The sequence below is a fragment of the Polaromonas potterensis genome, assembly GCF_033446725.1.
Classification (GTDB): Bacteria; Pseudomonadota; Gammaproteobacteria; order Burkholderiales; family Burkholderiaceae_C; genus Polaromonas.
In genome coordinates, this window is record NZ_JAWQLX010000001.1 from 250,855 (window position 1) to 269,796 (window position 18,942).

At 59.7% G+C, this 18,942-nt stretch carries 20 protein-coding genes; 11 read left to right on the plus strand and 9 right to left on the minus strand.

Annotated features, from left to right (window positions below; genetic code table 11):
• The first annotated feature begins 374 nt into the window (after positions 1-374).
• The 5 genes from R6254_RS01180 to R6254_RS01200 all read left to right on the plus strand — a co-directional run bounded on the left by R6254_RS01180 (position 375) and on the right by R6254_RS01200 (position 6,544).
• Positions 375-2,189: a DEAD/DEAH box helicase gene (locus R6254_RS01180; protein ID WP_318403770.1), complete on the plus strand. Its 1,815-nt coding sequence runs from the start codon at positions 375-377 to the stop codon at positions 2,187-2,189.
• 158 nt (positions 2,190-2,347) lie between these two features.
• Positions 2,348-4,363 (plus strand): STM2767 family DEAD/DEAH box helicase, encoded by a 2,016-nt coding sequence (locus R6254_RS01185; RefSeq protein ID WP_318403771.1) that lies wholly within the window; start codon positions 2,348-2,350, stop codon positions 4,361-4,363.
• Between the two features lies 1 nt (position 4,364).
• A complete protein-coding gene (locus R6254_RS01190; RefSeq protein WP_318403772.1) occupies positions 4,365-4,994 on the plus strand; it encodes an STM2766 family helicase-associated protein in 630 nt (209 codons plus the stop codon).
• Positions 4,995-5,299: 305 nt separating this feature from the next.
• Entirely contained in the window at positions 5,300-5,683 is a 384-nt protein-coding gene (locus R6254_RS01195) for a VOC family protein (protein WP_318403773.1), read from the plus strand.
• A 252-nt stretch (positions 5,684-5,935) separates the two neighbouring features.
• On the plus strand, positions 5,936-6,544 hold the full coding sequence (locus R6254_RS01200) for a class I SAM-dependent methyltransferase (protein ID WP_318403774.1): 609 nt from the start codon (positions 5,936-5,938) through the stop codon (positions 6,542-6,544).
• Positions 6,545-6,593: 49 nt separating this feature from the next.
• On the opposite strand, the gene R6254_RS01205 is transcribed toward R6254_RS01200, so the two are convergent.
• Positions 6,594-7,142 carry a ferritin-like domain-containing protein gene (locus R6254_RS01205; RefSeq protein WP_318403775.1) on the minus strand — a complete coding sequence of 183 codons (549 nt, stop codon included), beginning with the start codon at positions 7,140-7,142 and terminating at the stop codon, positions 6,594-6,596.
• Positions 7,143-7,371: 229 nt separating this feature from the next.
• Between R6254_RS01205 and R6254_RS01210 the strand changes: the two genes are divergently transcribed.
• Both R6254_RS01210 and R6254_RS01215 read left to right on the plus strand, forming a co-directional pair.
• On the plus strand, positions 7,372-8,148 hold the full coding sequence (locus R6254_RS01210; RefSeq protein ID WP_318403776.1) for a tRNA-uridine aminocarboxypropyltransferase: 777 nt from the start codon (positions 7,372-7,374) through the stop codon (positions 8,146-8,148).
• A 185-nt stretch (positions 8,149-8,333) separates the two neighbouring features.
• Positions 8,334-8,600 (plus strand): hypothetical protein, encoded by a 267-nt coding sequence (locus R6254_RS01215; protein WP_318403777.1) that lies wholly within the window; start codon positions 8,334-8,336, stop codon positions 8,598-8,600.
• 142 nt (positions 8,601-8,742) lie between these two features.
• Here the strand turns inward: R6254_RS01215 and R6254_RS01220 are convergent, their stop codons facing one another.
• The gene (locus tag R6254_RS01220) at positions 8,743-9,231 is read right to left on the minus strand and encodes a hypothetical protein (protein ID WP_318403778.1); all 489 of its coding nucleotides are present in this window, start codon (positions 9,229-9,231) and stop codon (positions 8,743-8,745) included.
• Between the two features lie 200 nt (positions 9,232-9,431).
• Positions 9,432-9,740: a hypothetical protein gene (locus R6254_RS01225; protein WP_318403779.1), complete on the minus strand. Its 309-nt coding sequence runs from the start codon at positions 9,738-9,740 to the stop codon at positions 9,432-9,434.
• Between the two features lie 163 nt (positions 9,741-9,903).
• Here R6254_RS01225 and R6254_RS01230 point away from each other — a divergent pair, with 163 nt between their 5' ends.
• Positions 9,904-10,473, plus strand: coding sequence for a DUF1439 domain-containing protein (locus tag R6254_RS01230; protein ID WP_318403780.1), 570 nt, complete (start codon positions 9,904-9,906; stop codon positions 10,471-10,473).
• Positions 10,474-10,517: 44 nt separating this feature from the next.
• Here R6254_RS01230 and R6254_RS01235 read toward each other — a convergent pair whose 3' ends face one another.
• The 5 genes from R6254_RS01235 to R6254_RS01255 all read right to left on the minus strand — a co-directional run bounded on the left by R6254_RS01235 (position 10,518) and on the right by R6254_RS01255 (position 14,660).
• Positions 10,518-11,159, minus strand: coding sequence for a hypothetical protein (locus R6254_RS01235; RefSeq protein ID WP_318403781.1), 642 nt, complete (start codon positions 11,157-11,159; stop codon positions 10,518-10,520).
• A gap of 257 nt (positions 11,160-11,416) precedes the next feature.
• Entirely contained in the window at positions 11,417-11,716 is a 300-nt protein-coding gene (locus tag R6254_RS01240) for a hypothetical protein (protein WP_318403782.1), read from the minus strand.
• Positions 11,717-11,727: 11 nt separating this feature from the next.
• Positions 11,728-12,420, minus strand: coding sequence for an aspartate/glutamate racemase family protein (locus tag R6254_RS01245; RefSeq protein WP_318403783.1), 693 nt, complete (start codon positions 12,418-12,420; stop codon positions 11,728-11,730).
• Between the two features lie 60 nt (positions 12,421-12,480).
• Entirely contained in the window at positions 12,481-13,740 is a 1,260-nt protein-coding gene (locus R6254_RS01250; RefSeq protein ID WP_318403784.1) for an SMP-30/gluconolactonase/LRE family protein, read from the minus strand.
• A 26-nt stretch (positions 13,741-13,766) separates the two neighbouring features.
• Entirely contained in the window at positions 13,767-14,660 is an 894-nt protein-coding gene (locus R6254_RS01255) for a M24 family metallopeptidase (RefSeq protein ID WP_318403785.1), read from the minus strand.
• Positions 14,661-14,825: 165 nt separating this feature from the next.
• On the opposite strand from R6254_RS01255, the gene R6254_RS01260 reads away from it, so the two are divergent.
• Both R6254_RS01260 and R6254_RS01265 read left to right on the plus strand, forming a co-directional pair.
• On the plus strand, positions 14,826-15,518 hold the full coding sequence (locus R6254_RS01260; RefSeq protein ID WP_318403786.1) for a Crp/Fnr family transcriptional regulator: 693 nt from the start codon (positions 14,826-14,828) through the stop codon (positions 15,516-15,518).
• A gap of 168 nt (positions 15,519-15,686) precedes the next feature.
• The gene (locus R6254_RS01265) at positions 15,687-16,826 is read left to right on the plus strand and encodes a flavin-containing monooxygenase (protein ID WP_318403787.1); all 1,140 of its coding nucleotides are present in this window, start codon (positions 15,687-15,689) and stop codon (positions 16,824-16,826) included.
• Positions 16,827-16,852: 26 nt separating this feature from the next.
• Here the strand turns inward: R6254_RS01265 and R6254_RS01270 are convergent, their stop codons facing one another.
• Positions 16,853-17,863 carry a LysR family transcriptional regulator gene (locus R6254_RS01270; protein WP_318403788.1) on the minus strand — a complete coding sequence of 337 codons (1,011 nt, stop codon included), beginning with the start codon at positions 17,861-17,863 and terminating at the stop codon, positions 16,853-16,855.
• A gap of 122 nt (positions 17,864-17,985) precedes the next feature.
• On the opposite strand from R6254_RS01270, the gene R6254_RS01275 reads away from it, so the two are divergent.
• Positions 17,986-18,867, plus strand: a complete 882-nt coding sequence (locus R6254_RS01275) for a pirin family protein (protein WP_318403789.1) — start codon at positions 17,986-17,988, stop codon at positions 18,865-18,867.
• The last annotated feature ends 75 nt before the right edge of the window (positions 18,868-18,942 follow it).

The window sequence follows — 18,942 nt, forward strand, 5'->3', positions numbered from 1 at the left end:
CCGACGTGTCTTGAACAAGCGCGCACCGCGTCGTCACGGTCGCCTGCGTTGACGTCGGCCCAAACCTCAAACTCCGCCTGCACACAACTTGCCTGGCGAGACCTTGGCCGACCTCACCCCTCATCGCTACGCTTTTTATAGCTGCTTGCGCCCGTCCCACCTGGGCTAGAGGCCTTTTTTTCTTAAAAAATCTGGTTTCTGCATTTGCAGAACGCCAATTACGCCGCGCGCCACATTCCTGGTGAACTAATTCCCTAGGGGTTTTCCTCCGAATGAATACCTTTGGGGTACGTGAAAGCGGGGAAACCGATGAGTGCTCAGAATTCGCGGTCATGATGACCGTTACGAATTGTTAACTAGGTGGTGAATTCCGGATGGCGACTCTTATTCCTTCGATCGGGACATGTGTTTCACGCATGACCTCCGGCGAACGCAGACTGGCCGAACGGCTGGAACAAAAGCTAGATGACGACTACTTGCTCTGGTACGACGTGCCAATTGGACCCAAGCAGTCGCACCCTGACTTTGTGGTGCTGCATCCGCGGCGCGGACTGCTGATTCTTGAAACCAAGGACTGGAAGCTCGACACCATCAAGAACGCGACCCGGCAATCGTGGGAGATCATTCCCGACGGGCAGCCCAAGGTCGTGATCAATCCACTGGCACAGGCGCGACATTGCGCCATTCAGGTGGTGAACGCGCTGGAGCGTGACCCACAACTGGTTCAGCCCAGCGGCGCACATCAAGGCAAGCTCGCCTTCCCGTGGGGCCACGGCGTGGTCTTCACCCGCATCACGCGCAAGCAGTTTGATGACGCCGGACTCGGCGATGCCATCGAGCCGCATTACGTGATCTGCTCGGACGAAATGCCCGAGAGCGTCGATGCCGAAGTTTTTCAGCAACGGTTGTGGAACATGTTCCCTCACTCGTTTGGCGGTGTCATGTCGCTGCCGCAACTCGACCGAGTGCGCTGGATCATGTTTCCGCAAGTGCGCGTGCAAACGCAAGGCGCGCTGTTCGACGACAGCGATGCGGAGGCCGAACTGCCCAGCATCATGCGCGTGATGGATTTGCAGCAAGAGCAACTAGCCCGCAGTCTGGGCGACGGCCATCGCGTGATTCACGGCGTGGCCGGCTCGGGCAAGACTATGATTCTTGGTTACCGCGCCGAGTACTTGGCCAAGGCACACACGCCGGCTTCAAAACCTATATTGATTCTTTGCTACAACGAGCCACTGGCCGTAAAGCTCGCCTCAGTGATGGAAGCCAAAGGCTTGGGTGACAAGGTGCATGCGCGGCATTTTCACAAATGGTGCCGCGATCAACTCAAGGCCTACAACCTGTTGCCGACCGAGAAGATGGGCACCGACAAACTCATGGAAGAGTTTGTGACACGCATCATCAAAGGCGTTGACCAGAAGCACATTCCCTCCGGCCAGTACCAGGCCATTCTGATAGATGAAGGTCATGACTTTGCACCCGAATGGCTCAAGCTCGTCACGCAAATGGTGGACCCAACGACGAACAGCCTGCTGCTGCTTTATGACGATGCTCAAAGCATTTACGAACGCAGCCGCAAGAAAGACTTCAGCTTCAAGAGCGTGGGTGTGCAAGCTCAGGGCCGCACCACCATTCTGAAGATCAACTACCGCAACACCAAACAGATTCTGCAGACCGCCAGCCTGATTGCCGCTGATTTATTGACGGCAGATGACAAGGACGACGACGGTATTCCGCTGCTCCAACCCATCAGTTGCGGCCGTGATGGTCAGGCACCGCTGATTATTCGCTTGCCTGCTTTGCGTGATGAGGCGTTTGCCATTGCCGATCAGCTCAGCAACGCACACAAGGAAGGCCACGCGTGGGGCGACATGGCCGTGCTATGCGCCGATTGGAAAACCATGGACCTGTGCGCTGATGCACTTCGCCAGCGCGGCTTGCCGCATCACGTGCGCAAGAAATCAGGCGAGTATCGACCCGGCGCGGACGCTATCCAGGTGATGACCATGAAGGTCAGCAAGGGTCTGGAGTTTCCCGTAGTGGCGCTTCCAGGTTTGGGGCACATGCCGGCAGCGGGAGAGGACGAAAAAGAAGCGGCCCGAGTGTTCTATGTGGCGGCGACGCGTGCCACTCACAAGTTGCTGATTACGGCGAGTGGCGAGGCCGGGTTTGGACAAAGGTTGCAGTAAGTGGTGGCATTAAGACTCTGGCACCACTTTGATGATCGCATGGGTACTCAGAAGTACCGAGCATATTTGCATTTGGAACCAGATAAGTCTCAGCGTAATATTGGTATCGACTACACGCGCCAAAATTTCAACAAAATAACCCAAGGACTGGGCGTCATATGAGCAGTTTCTTTTACCTGCAAGCGGAAAAAAACCAAAAAAATCGCGTCTTTATCGACGCCGTCAGTGCGTATTGCGAGCAGACGAAAACACAGGCATACATACTAAATCGTCCATTGGGGGACAACAAGTACTCCTACGCATACAGAGACGCCTTAGTACTGCTAGTTCCCAAGCACAAAATTGTTTTTCTAAACTTCTCTGATGACGAAGATGCTTTTAGCAATTTTGTTGATGACTTCATCGAGGATTTGGGCTCGATTTCAGATAAGTACCGCTATAAAAATGCTATAGGGCGTCCCAAAGCGTGGCGGGACGACTTGATTACAGACACCAAATATGAAACAGGCCAAGATGTCGAGAAACTACTGGCATCTTTAAAAATTGAGAGCGCAGACCGCCAAAGGATATGCGAGTTACTTATCTCGTTGCTAACGGGCAGTATTAACGACATAGATAAAGTCCGAGTGGATTTGCCGCAAACACTACTCGATCAAGTAAAGCAGAAAATCTTGCTGTTTGATGGCGATCAAACACGATTCGTTTACCAGCCGCCAACCAAGTCAAGCATCCGCATTCAGGGGTTATCGGGCACCGGAAAGACCGAGCTTTTGCTGCACAAGCTCAAAGAAATTTATTTGTCATTCCCGGAGTGCAAGATCGCATTCACCTGTCACAACAAAATATTGGCTGACAGCCTAAAGCGGCGAATCCCGGAATTCTTCGATTTTATGAAGGTCGAACTGCAGATCCTTTGGAATGAACGCCTTTGGTGTACACACGCTTGGGGCTCTCAATCGGATCAGCATTCTGGAATCTATAGATACATCTGCGCGAAGTACGGCATCCCGTTCCAGCGCTATAGCCGGTATATGTCATTCGACCAAGCTTGCAAGCTGGCTCTAGAGCACTTTGCCAAGAACCCCGTAAAGGAATATGCATTCCACTTCTGTCTTATCGACGAAAGTCAAGATTTCCCAGATTCCTTTTTTCAGCTTTGCCAGCTGGTAACAGAATCCACCATGTATATAGCTGGAGACGTATTCCAAAGCATTTTTGATGAAAACATCACATTTGCAATTGAGCCCGACTATCTCTTAACAAAGTGCTACAGAACTGACCCTAAGACGCTAATGTTCGCCCACGGTGTGGGGATGGGACTTTTCGAACAAAAGAAATTGCGCTGGCTGGAGGATCGTGAATGGGCTGCCTGTGGGTACTTGGTAAACAAAGATCCCGCCCAGGGCAGTTATCACCTCAAGCGCGAACCACTAAGAAGATTCGAGGACGTTGATCGCAGAAGCGTGCCTAGCGTTCTTATTTCAAAAACCGGGGAAGGTGAATTTCGCGATTGTGCGGTGAATCAAATACTCGTATGCATTCAACAAATAAAGAAAGAAAATCCGACTGTTAGTCCGGACGACATTGGCATCATTCTTTTAGACCCAAATGACATATCTTTTCCATTGGCAGATACGCTAAAAATACGTATACCGCGAGAATTCGGCTGGCCTGTGAATATTGCGCATGAGTCAAAGCGCCGAATTAAAGACACCCTATTTGTTAGTAATAAAAATAACGTTAAAGGGTTGGAATTTCCTTTTGTGATCTGCGTTACCAAGCGAATAACAAGTAGTTATTCATATCGAAATTCGATCTACATGACGTTGACCAGATCATTTATTCAGACATATTTGGTCCTATCGGAGATGGAGAATGCTGCGGTACTTCCCGCGATTGAGGCGGGGCTGCGAATTATCAATGAAACGGGGTGCATTAACGTGAGCGTCCCCACAGTTGCAGAGAAAAATCGTATCAGCGCAACCATTAAGTACTCGGCCGAGTCAGAGTCCTTTTTTGACATGTCACATCGAATATTTGAAGAGCTAAATGTTCTTCCTATTTATCGAGAAAATCTTCTCGATGCTATAAAGAAATTGTTCACAGAAGATTTTGAATTTGATCGCCTACGAGAGGCTATCGTGTTCAACTACAAAGTGATGCAAGGCGAATGACGTGAAGCGTTACGATTTTCAATTAGATACTTATCAGTCAAAAGAAATGCTGAGGGTAATAAGGTCCAAGCGAGACGTCATCGAAACATTAATGCACAGCATGAAGTTAATGATGCTGCCGCCGCTCCCACCAATTAAACCGATAAGCCACATCGTTCTCCAGGTTTCCAAAATGAGCCGGCTGTTTTTTCTTACTGAGAAAAATATGTTTTCGGTTAGCTTCCCGTTCGTGACTACTGAAAAAGATGGCGCTTTGGAATTTAGGTCCATCCACCACGAAAAAATCACGAGCCAGGTCGCATCTCAGGTTCTTGCCATTTTGGGCTCAACAGATTCGTTGGATGGTCGCGATGTTTACAGGTTTGCAGACCCAATAATTGAAGTATGTGAAGGCGATGAGGACTTCTGGTGTTTTTTTCGAGAGCTTCTAATGCACGAAGACGGCTACATACGTTATGACAGCGATCCTGCGAGAGAAAATGGACAGCTTCATCCTCTGCACCATCTAGATATTTTTTACAGCTCTAGCAACACTTTCAAAATTGGTATGACACAAGGCGCTTCTTTGGATGCCTTTCTAGACGTACTAGACGTGAACACAAATTGCCACTATCTATCTGAAGCTAAATAGCATCTCGGGCACGGTACCGCAAAACACCCATCCAACATCTACATGCCCATGGCGGCTCTTGCAATGCACGTTGTGACGGCCGCCGGCGCCCGGCCACCGCATGTGCGCCGTGCGCCCCTCGCTGCCCATGCGGGCCGTGTTTTCCCGATCATGTCCGACATTGAGCCGCTGAATCCCAGCAGCACCAGCTGACTGATGGCAGAAGTGCTCCCGACGCCCTGAGCAACAGGCGCTCCCGATCCACTACGATTCCCAAACGCATAACCCAACCCGCCCGATTCCCGGGCATCCCGCGGAGACAAAAAATGTTCAGTCATGTAATGGTCGGCGTAAACGACCTTGAAGTTTCAAAGAAGTTTTACGACGCACTGCTTGGCACGCTGGGCATTAAGCCGGGCTTTGCCAACAAGAACCGCTATTTCTATCGGAGCCCGGGCGGAACCTTCGCCATCTCCACACCCATCAATGGTGAGCTCGCCAACCACGGCAATGGCAGCACCATCGGGTTTACCGCGCAGACGCCTGAGCAGGCTGATGCCTTTCACGCGGCGGGTGTGGCCCACGGCGGCACCAGTTGCGAAGAGCCACCGGGTTTTCGTGAAGGCCCCAGCGGCATGTTGTACCTGGCTTACGTGCGCGACCCCGACGGCAACAAGCTCTGCGTGTTGCACCGTCCCGCCAAAACGTAAAGCCATTGGCGCGTCGCGCCGCCTCCTCGGCGTGCATCTCGCGCGCCGGGGCCGGGCCAAAGAATGCCGGGCGGGGCCAGCGTTACAGCCCCAAAGCGCCCCATACCGCACCCGCGCACCCCGCCATTCCCCCTGCGCCATACTCTCCAACATGCGGCCGGGCGCCTTGCCCGTCACCCGTTGCCGAATGCCGCGTGTACTGTTGCCGTGGCCGGCGTGGCATGGCTGACGGCCTGAGGAAGAAAGAAGTGCGTGAAATCTGCAAGTGATCAATGGTTCGACGAGGCGTATTACCAGCGCTACTACTTCGACAAGAAGACCAGCGTGATAGACGCTGGCCATGTCGAGCGCCTGGGCAACTTTGTCTGCAGCTACCTCAAGTACCTGCGCGTGCCCGTGAAGCGGGTGCTGGACGTGGGCTGCGGCATTGGCGTGTGGCGCGAGATTGTGGCCAAACATTTTCCCGATGCCAGTTACCAGGGCGTGGAGTTCAGCGCGTACCTGTGTGAACGTTTTGGCTGGGAGCGTGGCTCGGTGGTGGACTATTCATCGGCCGAACCGTTTGACCTGGTGATCTGCCAGGCCGTGTTGTCCTACCTGAGCCCGGCGGACCTGAAGCTGGCCCTGCACAACCTGGGCAAGTTGAGCCGGGGCGCGTTGTATGTGGAGGCCGCCACGCGCGAGGACTATGACCGCGACATCATTGACGATGAACTGGCCGACCCGCGCCTGTATCGCCACCGGGCGGACCTGTACCGACGCGGCCTGCAGGACAGCCTGATTGACCTGGGCGGCGGTGTGTGGCTGAGCCGCAAGCTGGATGTGCCGCTGTTCGAGCTGGAATGTGCGGGCCGCCGCTGAGCATAGGCGCCCGCAGCGCTACGCGGGACTGAGACGGCCGCCGCCCACTTTATTTGTCGAGCCAATCGGCCAGTTCGTCCGCGTGTTCTTGCTCCTGCTCCAGGATGGACTCCACCAGTCGGCGGGTGCTGGGGTCTTTGTCGCCGATGAGCTCGATCATCTGCGTATAAGCCTCGATGGCGACGCGCTCGGCAATCAGGTTGGTGCGGATCATGGTGCTCAGGTCCTTCGCGTCGTTGTAGTCGGCGTGGCTGCGCTGCGTGAGGGTGTCGGGCTGGAAGTCGGGCTCGCCACCCAGCTGCACAATGCGCTGGGCGATCTTGTCGGCGTGGGCCTGCTCTTCATTGGCATGCACCAAAAATTCATCGGCAATCGCGGGCGAGCTCCGGCCCTTGGCCGTGTAGTAATGGCGCTTGTAGCGCAACACGCACACGATTTCGGTGGCAAGCGAGTCGTTGAGCATCGCGATGATGTCCTTGCGCCATGGCTCCACGCTGGGTGTGACGGCCCCGTCCTTGAGACTGTGCTTGGCAGCGTCCAGCCTCTGGAGGTCGAGGGTCAAGGGCGTGTGGGGAGATGTTTTCTGATTAATGCTCATGGGGGGCCTCTTTCATGTGTTGGGCTGACTCGTCAATGGCGTTGCGCTCAGAGCCTTCGCGGCGTGCGGCCGGTGGCTCTGCGGACCTGGCTAGCTCAACGAGGCGCACCCAGGGCCCGGTACCACGCTACGCCGGCGGCGCGCTGGTGTCTGTCAGACAACCCCGCATCTGGCGCGGCGAACCCGGCGCTGGCTGGCTTGCACGCCGGGGAGCGGCACAATCGCCTGGGTGACCATTGCCCAACCCACTCTTTGCCCACCACCCCACCCGGCCCACGCGGTCTCTCGCCTGCGCAGCGCGCGTCTGGCGCGCAGCTCCAAACCTTTTCTGGCCCGTGGCGGCCCGCGGGGTGAACGCTGCGCCGGTTGCCGCCTGGTCCTGAGCCACTGCCTGTGTGCCTTGCGCCCGGCGGTGCCTACCCGTGCGGGGGTGTGTCTGCTCATGGCCGACGTGGAGCCGCTCAAGCCCAGCAACACGGGCTGGCTGATTGCCGATGTGGTGGCCGACACCTTTGCTTTTGGCTGGGCGCGCACCGAGGTGGACCCGGCGCTGCTGGCCCTGCTGGCCGATCCGCAGTGGCAGCCCTACCTGGTGTTTCCGGGCGAGTTTGTAGCCCCCGGGCGGGTGGTGACGGCGGTGCTGCCCACCGAAACTTTGGAAGCCAAAGCCGCCAGGCGGCCGCTGTTTGTGTTGCTGGACGCCACCTGGCCCGAGGCGCGCAAGATGTTTCGCAAAAGCCCTTACCTGGACAGCTTCCCCGTGCTCAGCCTGCAGAGCGAGCAACTCTCGCGCTACCGCCTGCGCCGCTCGCAGCGTGATGACCACTTCTGCACCTCGGAAGTGGCGGCCCTGTGCCTGGAGCTGGCCGGTGAGCCCCATGCGGCGCAGACCCTGGAGGCTTACCTGGATGTGTTCACCAACCACTACCTGAATGCCAAAAGCCAGCGGCCCGTAGACCTGGAAGACGCGGCGCACCAGCGTTTGCGCAGCCTGCGCCTGCCTTAGCGGCATGGCAAGCTCGCTTCCAATTTGATAGCTGCTTGCGCATACCCCATAAGGGGTGGAGCCCTGTTTTTCTTAAATTTTGACGCCCTGCAGGCCTGGGGGATAACCTGCTTCCCAGCAGGTGCTTCGGCCGTGGCTAGCCAAGGGGCGACAATCCAAGCCCAGCGTCCCTTTAAAGCAGCACCATGACCGAAGACCCGAACCGCCAAAATGAATTGAAAAAGATGGAGCTGTGCGACTCGTGCGCCGGCATCCAGCGCAACTGGCGCAAGGCCCCCGGCCACCCCGAGCTGGTGCAGGGCAACAACCGCCACGAAACGCGCCGCCACGGCCTGATCACCATCACCAGTTACTGCTGCGACCGCTGCGGTACCCGCTGGGAATACGAAAACGACAAGACCAACCTGCATGCGGGCTGGTCGGTGGTGGGCCGATCGGCTCGATCGGCTTAAGGCTGGGTAACGGCCTGTGTGCCCAGGCCACCGCCTGGTGTGCACCAGCGCGGGCTTGATCCGGCCATGAATCACCCATAAAAAAGACAGGCCAGGCCTGTCTTTTTTGCGCGTGCAAGTTTTGCAACTTGCGGCGGTTTTCTTACTTGCTGCCGGCCGCTTTCACATCAGCCTTGGCTTCGGCCTTGACCGCCGTGGTGTCCAGTTTGGCCGTGGCCTTGTCGGCGGTGGCGTTCACCTTGGTGGTGTCAAGCTTGGCTTCGGCTTTGACGGTAGCTTTGTCTGCTTTGGCGTCGGCCTTGGCATCGGTTTTTTCAGCCGTGGCTGTTGCCTTGGTTTTGTCGCCTGCATCCGCCTTGGCAGCCTTGTCGTGGGCCTTGGCTTTGGTCTTGGCAGCCTTGTCGTGGGCCTGGGTGGTTTTGGCAGCGGCTTTTACTTCTGCCTTTTCAACTTTGGTGTCTGCCTTGGCGTCCACCTTGGCTTCGCTCTTGACGGCGGCGGCGACTGATTTGTCGGCCTTGGCTTCTGCCTTGACCACGGCGGGTGTGGCAGGTGCCACAGGCGCTGGTGTTTGTGCAGAAGCAACACCAACAAACAAGGTGGCAATCAGGGTAGCGAGTAATTTGTTCATAAAAGCCCTTTGGATTCGGTTCGTTTAAAAGCAGTTGATTTCAAGAGAAGCACGTGTTCAACGAAGCGCACTGCCCTTCTGTTGACGCAACACACACACTGTTGCAACACGTGGTCTGCGCTTTACACGGCGCATGCAGCATGGCGCACCCCTGGTGGCCAGAGCCTGGGTACAGGCGTCAAGCAGGGAGATAAAAATCGCTAGTGCCGGTGCGAACCACCTGACCCGCCGCGCATACCACCGCGCGCGCCATGACCTGCGCCAGGCGCATGAAACTGCGACGAGTGATGTGGAAAGACGCCGGGGTGAAACCGGTAGTAGCCTAGGGGGTAAGCGCCATAAGCTCCATAAGCGCCGTACGGATACAGACCGCCGCCATAGATGTACATCGGCTGCACCACGCCATAAGGCGCCACCACGCTGCCGTCATAGGTGTCGTAAGCGGCGGATGGGTAGACCGCGCAGCCCGACAGGGCCGCCATGGCCAGCAGGGAAAGAAGCGTTTTCATAGTGATGTCCTGACACCCGGCCAAGCGTGCTGGTCAGGTCCCTCTATTGCGCGCCTGTCAGGTATCGCCCTGATATCTCATTTGGGTGAAGACGTGTATGCAGGTTACAAGGTGTGCACGACGCCTGGTGGGCACAATGAATACTTTGGCGAAAGACCCACAGATGAAGCGCAGACAATGGATACAGGGGGCGGCCCGGCTGGCGCTGGGTGGCATGGGTTGGATGGCTTTGCAGCAAGCGCATGCCCAGCCCAGCTACACGGTGGCCAGCGCGCAATTAGAGGAGGCCGTGGCGCAGCGTTTCCCCGTGCGTTATGCGCTGGGCGGGCTGCTGGACCTGACCCTGCAAACACCGCGTCTGCGTTTGCTGCCCGCGCTGAACCGGCTGGGCGCCGAGATGCCCGTCGAGGCCACCGGCCCGGCCCTGGCGCGCAGCACGACCGGCAACTTCGACGTGGATTTTGCGCTGCGTTATGAGGCCAAGGACCAGTCGATACGTGCGCATCAGATACGTGTCAATAACTTGCAGCTGGCCGGCCTGTCACCTGGCCCGGCCGCGCTGCTGCAAACCTATGGCCAGGCGCTGGCCAGCCAGACCTTGCTGGAAGTGGTGCTGCACAAACTCAGACCGCAAGACCTGATGCTGGCCGATGGCCTGGGCCTGGAGCCGGGAACCATCACGGTGACGGACAAGGGCTTGCTGATCGGTTTTGTCACCAAACGGCAGCTCTGAACCGTACCGGCCGCATCGGTCGTCTATTGCTGCAAACGTGGGTATCAGTTGCTGGTCGGCGGGTCCTGGGGAGCGTTGACCTGCGTCGCGGTTCTGGCGTCAACGCCTGCCCCTGTTACCTCCGGTGTCGCCTTCGCGGTGCGACCCGGCAGCACTTTGTCCAACTCGCTGGCGGAGGCGGCGAGGAAACTTTTGGCCGCGTCGTCCTTCTGCGCCAGAAGCGCCATGCGTGCTATGACCTGAGGAAGCCACGGCGGAATTTTGTCCGCAGGAGATTCCAGCATGTCGCCGGCCGGAAAGAAGCCGTGTTTGTCCAGTTGGAAGTTGCCAAAAAGCAGCTTGCGGGGGCGGGCCAGCCCGGCTCGAAAGATGGCGACTGGGGGTTTGCCCACACACGCCTGGCGGTTGACAAGGGCCACGTAGCCGGCAACCTTGTCAGGCTCTGGCGGGAGAACCTCGATATCTTCTCCGCGCTTGACCTCTTCGGGCCAGGTGCGGGTGTAGGGGACCAGCACCCCCTTGAAGGAACACTTGTCTTTGCCGTCCTCACGCCACCATTCACGGTAGAAGGTGATAGGGGTGTAGGAGTCCATCTCCCGGGAGATGGTGGTTTCGCCGTCGGGATACAAGGTAATGCTGGAGAGCAGAATACTTGCCAGGTAAGCGATGTTCAAGATATCGAGCATGCGTTGTCTTTAGAGATGCGCAGGATGGTTTGACGTCTGAGACAACGCCGCCTGCCTGGGTATAGAGCCCGCCTTCGCGCAACCTTGTGGCACGGGGGATGAATCCAGTGATATCGGCAGATTGCACAAAATCTTTAGCCCGAACCTTCACCGATTTTTTCTAAAAAATGGCATGCGTAGCTATGCGATCACAGTGCGGGAGGCGCAGTTGACGCCGCGCTGGCAGGCAAGCGTTCGTGTCGATGTCGTGCAAAGAGTTATAGGCCCCTTTGCAGTTGCTTTTGCAATGAAAGTACGATGCGATTGGATTCTTTATCCTTTGGTTCAAGATGAATACCGTGCTGCCAAATGTCATAAGTTATCCAAAACTCGCCGCCATCAATTTTCACGTCTAAAAGACACCCGTCGAGTGTGACGACTGGCGCAGATACCGTCTCCGCATTCAAAATCTCAGCCCACTTCCTTGCGAGTTCGGGAAATTGCACCCCGTCAGCGACTGGCTCTAAAACTAGCGCCAATCCCCCGCTTGCCATATCAGAAGTTTCAAACTGCTTCATCGTGCTTGGTCCTACAACGTTGAAGCTACGCGCAGCGCAGCACGCGCCAGCAGGCGTGTGGAGTCCAGCGTGGGCAGCGGCGAATTTGCGTCGTTCATGATCAGCGGAATTTCGGTGCAGCCGAGGACCACGGCGTCGCAGCCCTGGTTTTTCATACGCGTCATCACCTGCTGGAAATACGCGACGGATTCGGGTTTGAAAACACCGGCCACCAGCTCGTCCATGATGATGCGGCTGGTTTCGTCGCGTTCTGCATGGCTCGGCCGCAGATAGTCCAGCCCGCGTGCAGTGAACTTCTCCGGGTAGACCTCGCTGTCCACCAGCCAGCGTGTGCCGGTGATGCCAATGCGTTTGAAGCCGCGACTGGCGGCCTCCGCAGCCACCACCTCGGCGATGTGCAGCCAGGGCAGCGGCGAGTGCGGCTCAACCAGGGCAAAGGCCTGGTGGATGGTGTTGTCGGGGCAGATCAGAAAGTCGGCACCCATGGCCGCGAGTTTGTGGGCAGAAGCCAGCATCAGCGCCGCCACACCCTGAACGTCGCCGCGATTCAGGCAGTCCACATACAAGGCGAGTGAAGGCGTGTGCAGGGAGACCTCGGGGTGGGCATGCGGACCTAGCAGCTGCGCGCCTTCGGCGCAAATGGTGCGATAACAAAGTGCTGCGCCTTCGGCGGAGCAGCCAACAATACCGATGTGCTGGGGCATGGCAGGGGTTCCAGGATGTGTCTTCTGGATTATTGCCGCGCCAGCCCTTGCTCACTTTTCTTAACGCAGCGTTTCCGGATAAGGCATGGCCACAAAACCCCGGCTGTCGACCTTGAAACGCGCCGGGTACAAGGCCTTGCGGCCCGCGCTGACGACTGAAATATCGGGCACGGTGTTGCCGTCGTGCATGCTCAGGTACAGCGGCGTGCGGCCATCGGGGCTCAGGGCCATGAGGCCGGTGCGTTTGGGCACCGGCAGCAAAGAGTGCGGCAGGCGCACCAGCAGCGGCTTGATCCAGTTGTTGTTGTGCACCCAGGTGCTGACGGCGCTGCGCTCCTTGATCAGGCCTATCCAGAGCCGGCCTTGCGGGTCGCGGTCCAGGCCATCGGGCAAGCCGGGCAAGGAGTCCTGCAGCACTTCATGGCTGCCGGCTTTGGCGCCGGCCAGGTGCAGGCGCAGCAGGCGGAAGTTGGTGGTTTCTGTGACGAGCAGCGTGTCTTCTTTCGCACCCTTGTTGCCGGGCTCGATCAGCACGCCGTCCATAAACGTAAAACCCTGCGCCACCAAACGCGCGCCGCGGTCCAGGTCGATCAGCCACAAGCGGCTGTTGCGCGAGCGGGCAATCGCTTCGTTGAAGGCGCCACCGCCCATGGAGGCGTCGGCCGACGCATAAGGCTCGGAGAAATAAATACGCCTGCCGTCGGCGCTGATGTCCAGGTCGTTGCAAAACGCGATGGGGCGGCTGTTGGCGGGCGTCATGGCGGCGGTGGTCAGATAGGCCGCGCCTTGCTCCGCCGCCACACGTTCGTGCTCGGGTGGCTCGGTGGTGCTGGGCACCTGCAGGGCCACGGCTTCAATCTTGCGGCTCGGAATATGCAACTTGTAGAGGCCAGGCTGCTCACCAGCCGGGTGCACCACGCCATACAGGCGCGAGGCGCAGAAGTACAAGACCTCGGGATTGCCCGGGTCGGCGCGTGCGCCCGAAGGAATCAGCGGCGCCTTGACCCAGCGCTCCTGTTTGCCGCTGGCCAGGTCCACACGCCAGAGGTAACCGTCCATGGCCGTGACCCAGGCGCGGCCATGGGCCTCCTGCAGCACCACGTCGTCGTAACCCGGCAAGTCGCCGGGGGTGGTGGTGGCGCTCAAACGCACGTCGTCGCCGGTGCTGCGCACTTTTTGCATCGCGTCGGACACGGCGGTCAGCGGGTACTGGTCCTCGGCCACCTGCACAGGAATGCTTGGCGCGGCACGCACCCACCAGGCAGCAAAAGCCAGCACCAGCAGGGCGAGCACGGAGAGAAGAATTTTCTTGATACGCATGGGGTACTCCTTTTTAGTGATGGGGTTCACCACGTGGCTGGCGCCACATGTGGCACGTCGTCGCTGAGCCAGTAGGCGTGGCCGGGTTCAACCACCAGGATTTCTTCAAACTTCGCGCCGTTGCCAGTCCAGCCTATGTGCGGCTCAATCGCCCACAGACCGAGCTTGGTGCCGGTGTGTTCGGGTGTCAGCAACTGGCTGAAAACGCCGTGGTTCAAAAAAGCCATGTTGGCCTGCACACTGAACCAGCCCATGTGGCCGCCGGGAAGTCGCAGGCCACGCCCGGGCTTGACCTTGACGCGGTAGACACGGTGGCCCAGCACACAAAACGGGTACTTGGCATGCACGTTGTCGTAACCGGCCTCCTGGATCAGACGATCGACCTCGGCCCAGATGTCTTTGGGTGTCATGGCGCTGGTGAACATGGCCGGAATACGCGCACGCAACTCACGCATGAAAGTCATCGCGCGGCTCAGCTCGGGGTTGTCGCCGAGTGCGCAGGCATAACCCACGTCGCCGATGTAGCCATCGAGCATGGGTGAGACATCGAGGATGGCGGTGTCGCCTTCGGCCAGCTTGCGCTCGCTCGGGTGGTAATCACCGTAAGCGCTGTAGCCGTCAAAACGCGCATGTTCGCCAAACCAGGCAAAAGGCCGGTGCAGGTAACGCTGCGCGCCGTGCGCGATCAGGTATTGGTCGAGCCGTTCGGCGGCCTCGATCTCGGTCATGCCGACACGCAGCTGCGTGGCTACGTGCGTCACGCAGTCGTAAGCCAGACGCTGCGCACGCTGAAAGCCAGCGCGGGCTTCGTCGTCGGCGAGCTGGTCGGCGCTGGACGGCCGCTTCGAGAGCCAGCCGGACAGGGCGCGGTAGGCGCGGGTGATGGGCCCGCGTTGTGCGGGGTGGTAGCCAATAGGCATCTATGCCTCCTGCCGGGCCGCCCCAAAGGGGGCATGCGCCCCCTCGGGGGGCCGTGAACGTTTGTGAACGTGGGGGCTCATGTTTTGTCTCCTCGTTTTTACCTGCCTCGAGGCGGCCAGGCTGCTGCTAGTATGGTTTGGACGCTTCACCAACACTGTCCCATCTTGGCAATTCAACACCAGCCCCAACTCGTCGCCGCCGGCGCGGCCATTCCCGGACTTTTAAACCTGCCCGAGCCCGTGGCCCATCTGCTGCTGCAGGCCTCGCAACGCCGCAAGCTCTCGCGCGGCGAACCTTTGTTCGCTTATGGCTCGGCACCCGACGCGATGTTCGGCATGGTGACGGGTGCGGTGCGCACCAGCATCACCAGCGCGTCGGGCCGCGAGTTTGTGCTGGGCCTGCTGCAAGCCGGCCACTGGTTTGGCGAGGTCTCCCTGCTCGACGGCCTGCCGCGTGTGTATGCGGCCCATGCTGTGGGCGATTGCGAAGTCGCCGTGTTGCCGGCCGCGACCTTTTGGCCGCTGGCGGCCAAACACCCCGAGGTCCATCTGGCGCTGACGCGGCTGGTTTGCCACCGGCTGCGCCTGGCGCTGGCCTGGATAGACGACACGGTGTTGATGCCGCTGCCGGCACGCCTGGCCAGACGTATCACGGCCTTGCTGCAGGGCGGCGGCGCCTCGGGCGACAGCGGTGTGGTGCCGTTGTCGCAGGAAGACCTGGCGGCACAACTCGGCGTGTCACGCCAGAGCATCAACCGCCAGCTCAAGCTCTGGGAAAAACAGGGCTTGCTGCGTATCGACTATGGGCGCATCGCGGTGTTTGACCGCGCGGCGCTGGCTCAACTGGCGCAACGCTGAGAACAGGTCTGCGCCTGGAGGCGCTATTGTTTCTATAGCTGCTTGCGGCCGTTTCTCATGGTCTACAGGCCCATTTCGCATGTCCATCGGCGCCATCTGGACAGCCGGGCCGGCGCGGCGGAAAATCGGGGCGTCTTCAGACGGGGGGCCGCAGCCATGGAACACCAGGTGGACACACTCGTGATCGGCGCCGGGCCGGCTGGCCTTGCGGTCGGGGCCTGCCTGAAGCGACGCGGCCTGCCTTTTCTGATGCTGGAGCGGGCACCCGACGTCGCGTCCAGCTGGCGACGTCACTACGACCGGCTGCACCTGCACACCGATCGCGCACACTCCGCCCTGCCTTACCTGCCTTTTCCCACCGGCACGCCGCGTTACCCGTCGCGCCAGCAGGTGATTGACTACCTGGAGCAATATGCGCAGCACTTCGCGCTGGCACCACATTTCGGCCAGGAGGTGCAGGCGGTGCGGCCGGGCAACGGCGGCTGGACCACGGCCACCGCGGCCGGTCTCTACCACTCGCGGCGCGTGGTCGTGGCCACCGGCTACAACGCCGTGCCCCAGCTGCCGCACTGGCCGGGGCAGGAACGTTTTGGCGGCCGCATCCTGCACAGCAGTACCTACCGCAATGGCGAGGCCTTTCGCGGCCAGAACGTCCTGATGGTCGGTTTTGGCAACAGCGGCGGCGAGATCGCGATCGATCTGCATGCGTCCGGCGCGCGTGTGACCCTGGCGGTGCGCGGCCCGGTGAACGTCATCCCGCGCGAAATCCTGGGCCTGCCCGTGCTGGCCATCGGTATCGCGCTGAGCCGCTTGCCCGCGCGTGTCGCCGATGCGCTGGCGGCGCCGCTGGTGCGGCTGACCGTGGGCGACATCACCCGGCTCGGTTTTCGCAAATTGCCGATGGGGCCGATCACGCAGATCCGGACCAAGGCCCGCATTCCGCTCATCGACATCGGCACCCTGCGGCTGGTGCGCGAGGGCCACATCGAGGTGCGCGGCGATGTCCGCGAGATGGGCGAACACCGCGTGCGTTTCGACGACGGTCGCTGGCAAGGCTTTGATGCGGTCGTCGCCGCCACGGGGTTTCGGCCGCAGGTAGACCGTTTTCTGGCGCCGCCGGAGAGCGCGCCCAGCGCCGGGCAAGCAGCGGACGCCGTCGACACGGCGCGCGAGCCCGGCCTTTATTTCAGCGGTTTTTTTGTCTCGCCGACAGGGATGTTGCGCGAGATCGGCCTGGAGGCGCAACGCATCGCCGACCACATCCAGCAGCAGCAGGATCGTCAGCCTTCTGCGGCCAGGCCAGGCTGATGCCTCTTTTGCTATTTTTTTGATAGCTATTTGCGCCCGTCCTGCTTGGGCGACAGGCCTTTTTTTCTTGAAACTTCAGTCGAAACAGCCGGCGCTGCTTGTGCGAGCGCTGGCGCGCGGCCCGGCGCTACCGGCGCGAGTTGGGCGAATTCAGTCGCCAGAAAATCGATCAGTTCCCGCACCGCCGGCAACAAGCCCCGGCGCGACGGAAACACCACGTGCACGATGCCGGCGCGTGGCCGCCAGTCAGGCAATACATCCACCAGCCGGCCTTGCTGCAAATCGTGTTGCACCATCATGGTCGGCAACTGCAACACACCTACGCCCTGCAGCGCGGCCAGGCGCAGCGCCAGCCTGTCGTCGCTGATCAGGCGCGGCTGATGCTGCAGGGTGGCCGTCGCGCCGTCCGGGCCCAGCAGCTGCCACACATGCTCACGGTGCGGCGGGCCTTCGTCCAGGCTGGGCAGGTGGACCAGGTCGGCCGGCAGCAGCGGCGCGACCAGGCCGTGGGCCTGGAGCAGCGCCGGGCTGGCCACCAGGCGTTGTGTGCTGTCACCCAGCACCCGCATCACCAGGCCGCTGTCTTCCAGCGGCGGGAAACGCACACGGATGGCAATGTCAAAACCTTCGCCGATCACATCGACGCGCCGGTTGGTGCTTTCCAGCTGCATCTGCACCCGCGGGCAGGCGGCCAGGAAACGCGCGAGGATGTCGCCGATCTGGTAGTCCAGCAAGGCAGTGGGGCAGCTGATGCGCACCGTGCCCTGCGGCTGGGCACTCACGCGGTCTATCACCTCCTGTGCGGCGTTGGCCTCGACCAGCATGGCCAGGCAATGCTGGTAATAAGCCTGGCCGATCTCGGTCACGGCAAAACGCCGGGTCGAGCGCTGAATCAAGCGCACACCCAGGCGCTCTTCCAGCAAGGCGATACGCCGGCTCAGTTTGGACTTGGGGATGTTGAGCGCGCGGCCGGCGGGCGCAAAACCCTGGTGCTCCACCACCTGCACAAAGTAATAAAGATCGTTGAGGTCTTGCATAAGGTCATTGTTCCTTAAATAGAACGCTGATGGCAAATTTTGCCCACTACTGGCTTCATCGTTCCAGCCTTATCTTCACCTCATGGCAGTTTTTTCTTCTGCCACTTTTTAAGGAGCAGCTCATGAAGAAGGTTTTGGGCATTTACAGCAACCCCCGTCAGCACTGGGTGGGCAATGGTTTTCCGGTGCGCTCGCTGTTCACCTACGACACGCTGGGCCAGCATGTGAGTCCGTTTTTGCTGCTGGACTACGCCGGCCCGGCGGAGTTCAAGCCCGCCAGCACGCCCGACGAGAAACGCGGCGTGGGCACGCACCCGCACCGCGGTTTCGAGACCGTGACCATCGTCTACAAGGGCGAGGTCACGCACCAGGACTCGACCGGCAGCGGCGGCACGATTGGCCCCGGCGATGTGCAGTGGATGACGGCGGCCTCGGGCATTCTGCACGAGGAGTTTCACTCGCCGGCGTTCACGCAATCGGGTGGCCCGTTCGAGATGGTGCAGCTGTGGGTCAACCTGCCGGCCAAGGACAAAATGAGCGAGCCGCATTACCAGGGCATCGTCGACCAGCAGATCCCGTCTGTGGCTTTGCCTGAAGGCGCCGGCAGCGTGCGTGTGATTGCCGGGGAGTACGACGGCCACAAAGGACCGGCGCAAACCTTCACCCCCATCAATGTGTGGGATGTGCGCCTGGGCCAGGGCAAGGAAGCGGCCCTGACCTTGCCCGAGGGCCACACCGCCGCCGTGGTGGTGCTGCATGGCACGGTGCTGGTCAATGGCGAAGTGGTGCGTGAGGCGCAGATGGCGCTGCTGGAACGCGCCGGCGACAGCCTGCGCCTGGAGGCCAACAGCGATGCGACGATTTTGCTGCTGACGGGTGAACCAATTGACGAACCGATTGTCGGTCACGGTCCGTTTGTGATGAACACGCAGGCCGAGATCGCCACGGCGATCAGCGACTTCAACGCCGGCCGCTTCGGCCGTATCAGCCAGGCCACGCGCTGAGCTGAAGTGGCGTCCTGATCCGGCCCCCGCAAGGGGTCGGATCGGGGCGCCAACCCACCCACCCTACCAAGCCCC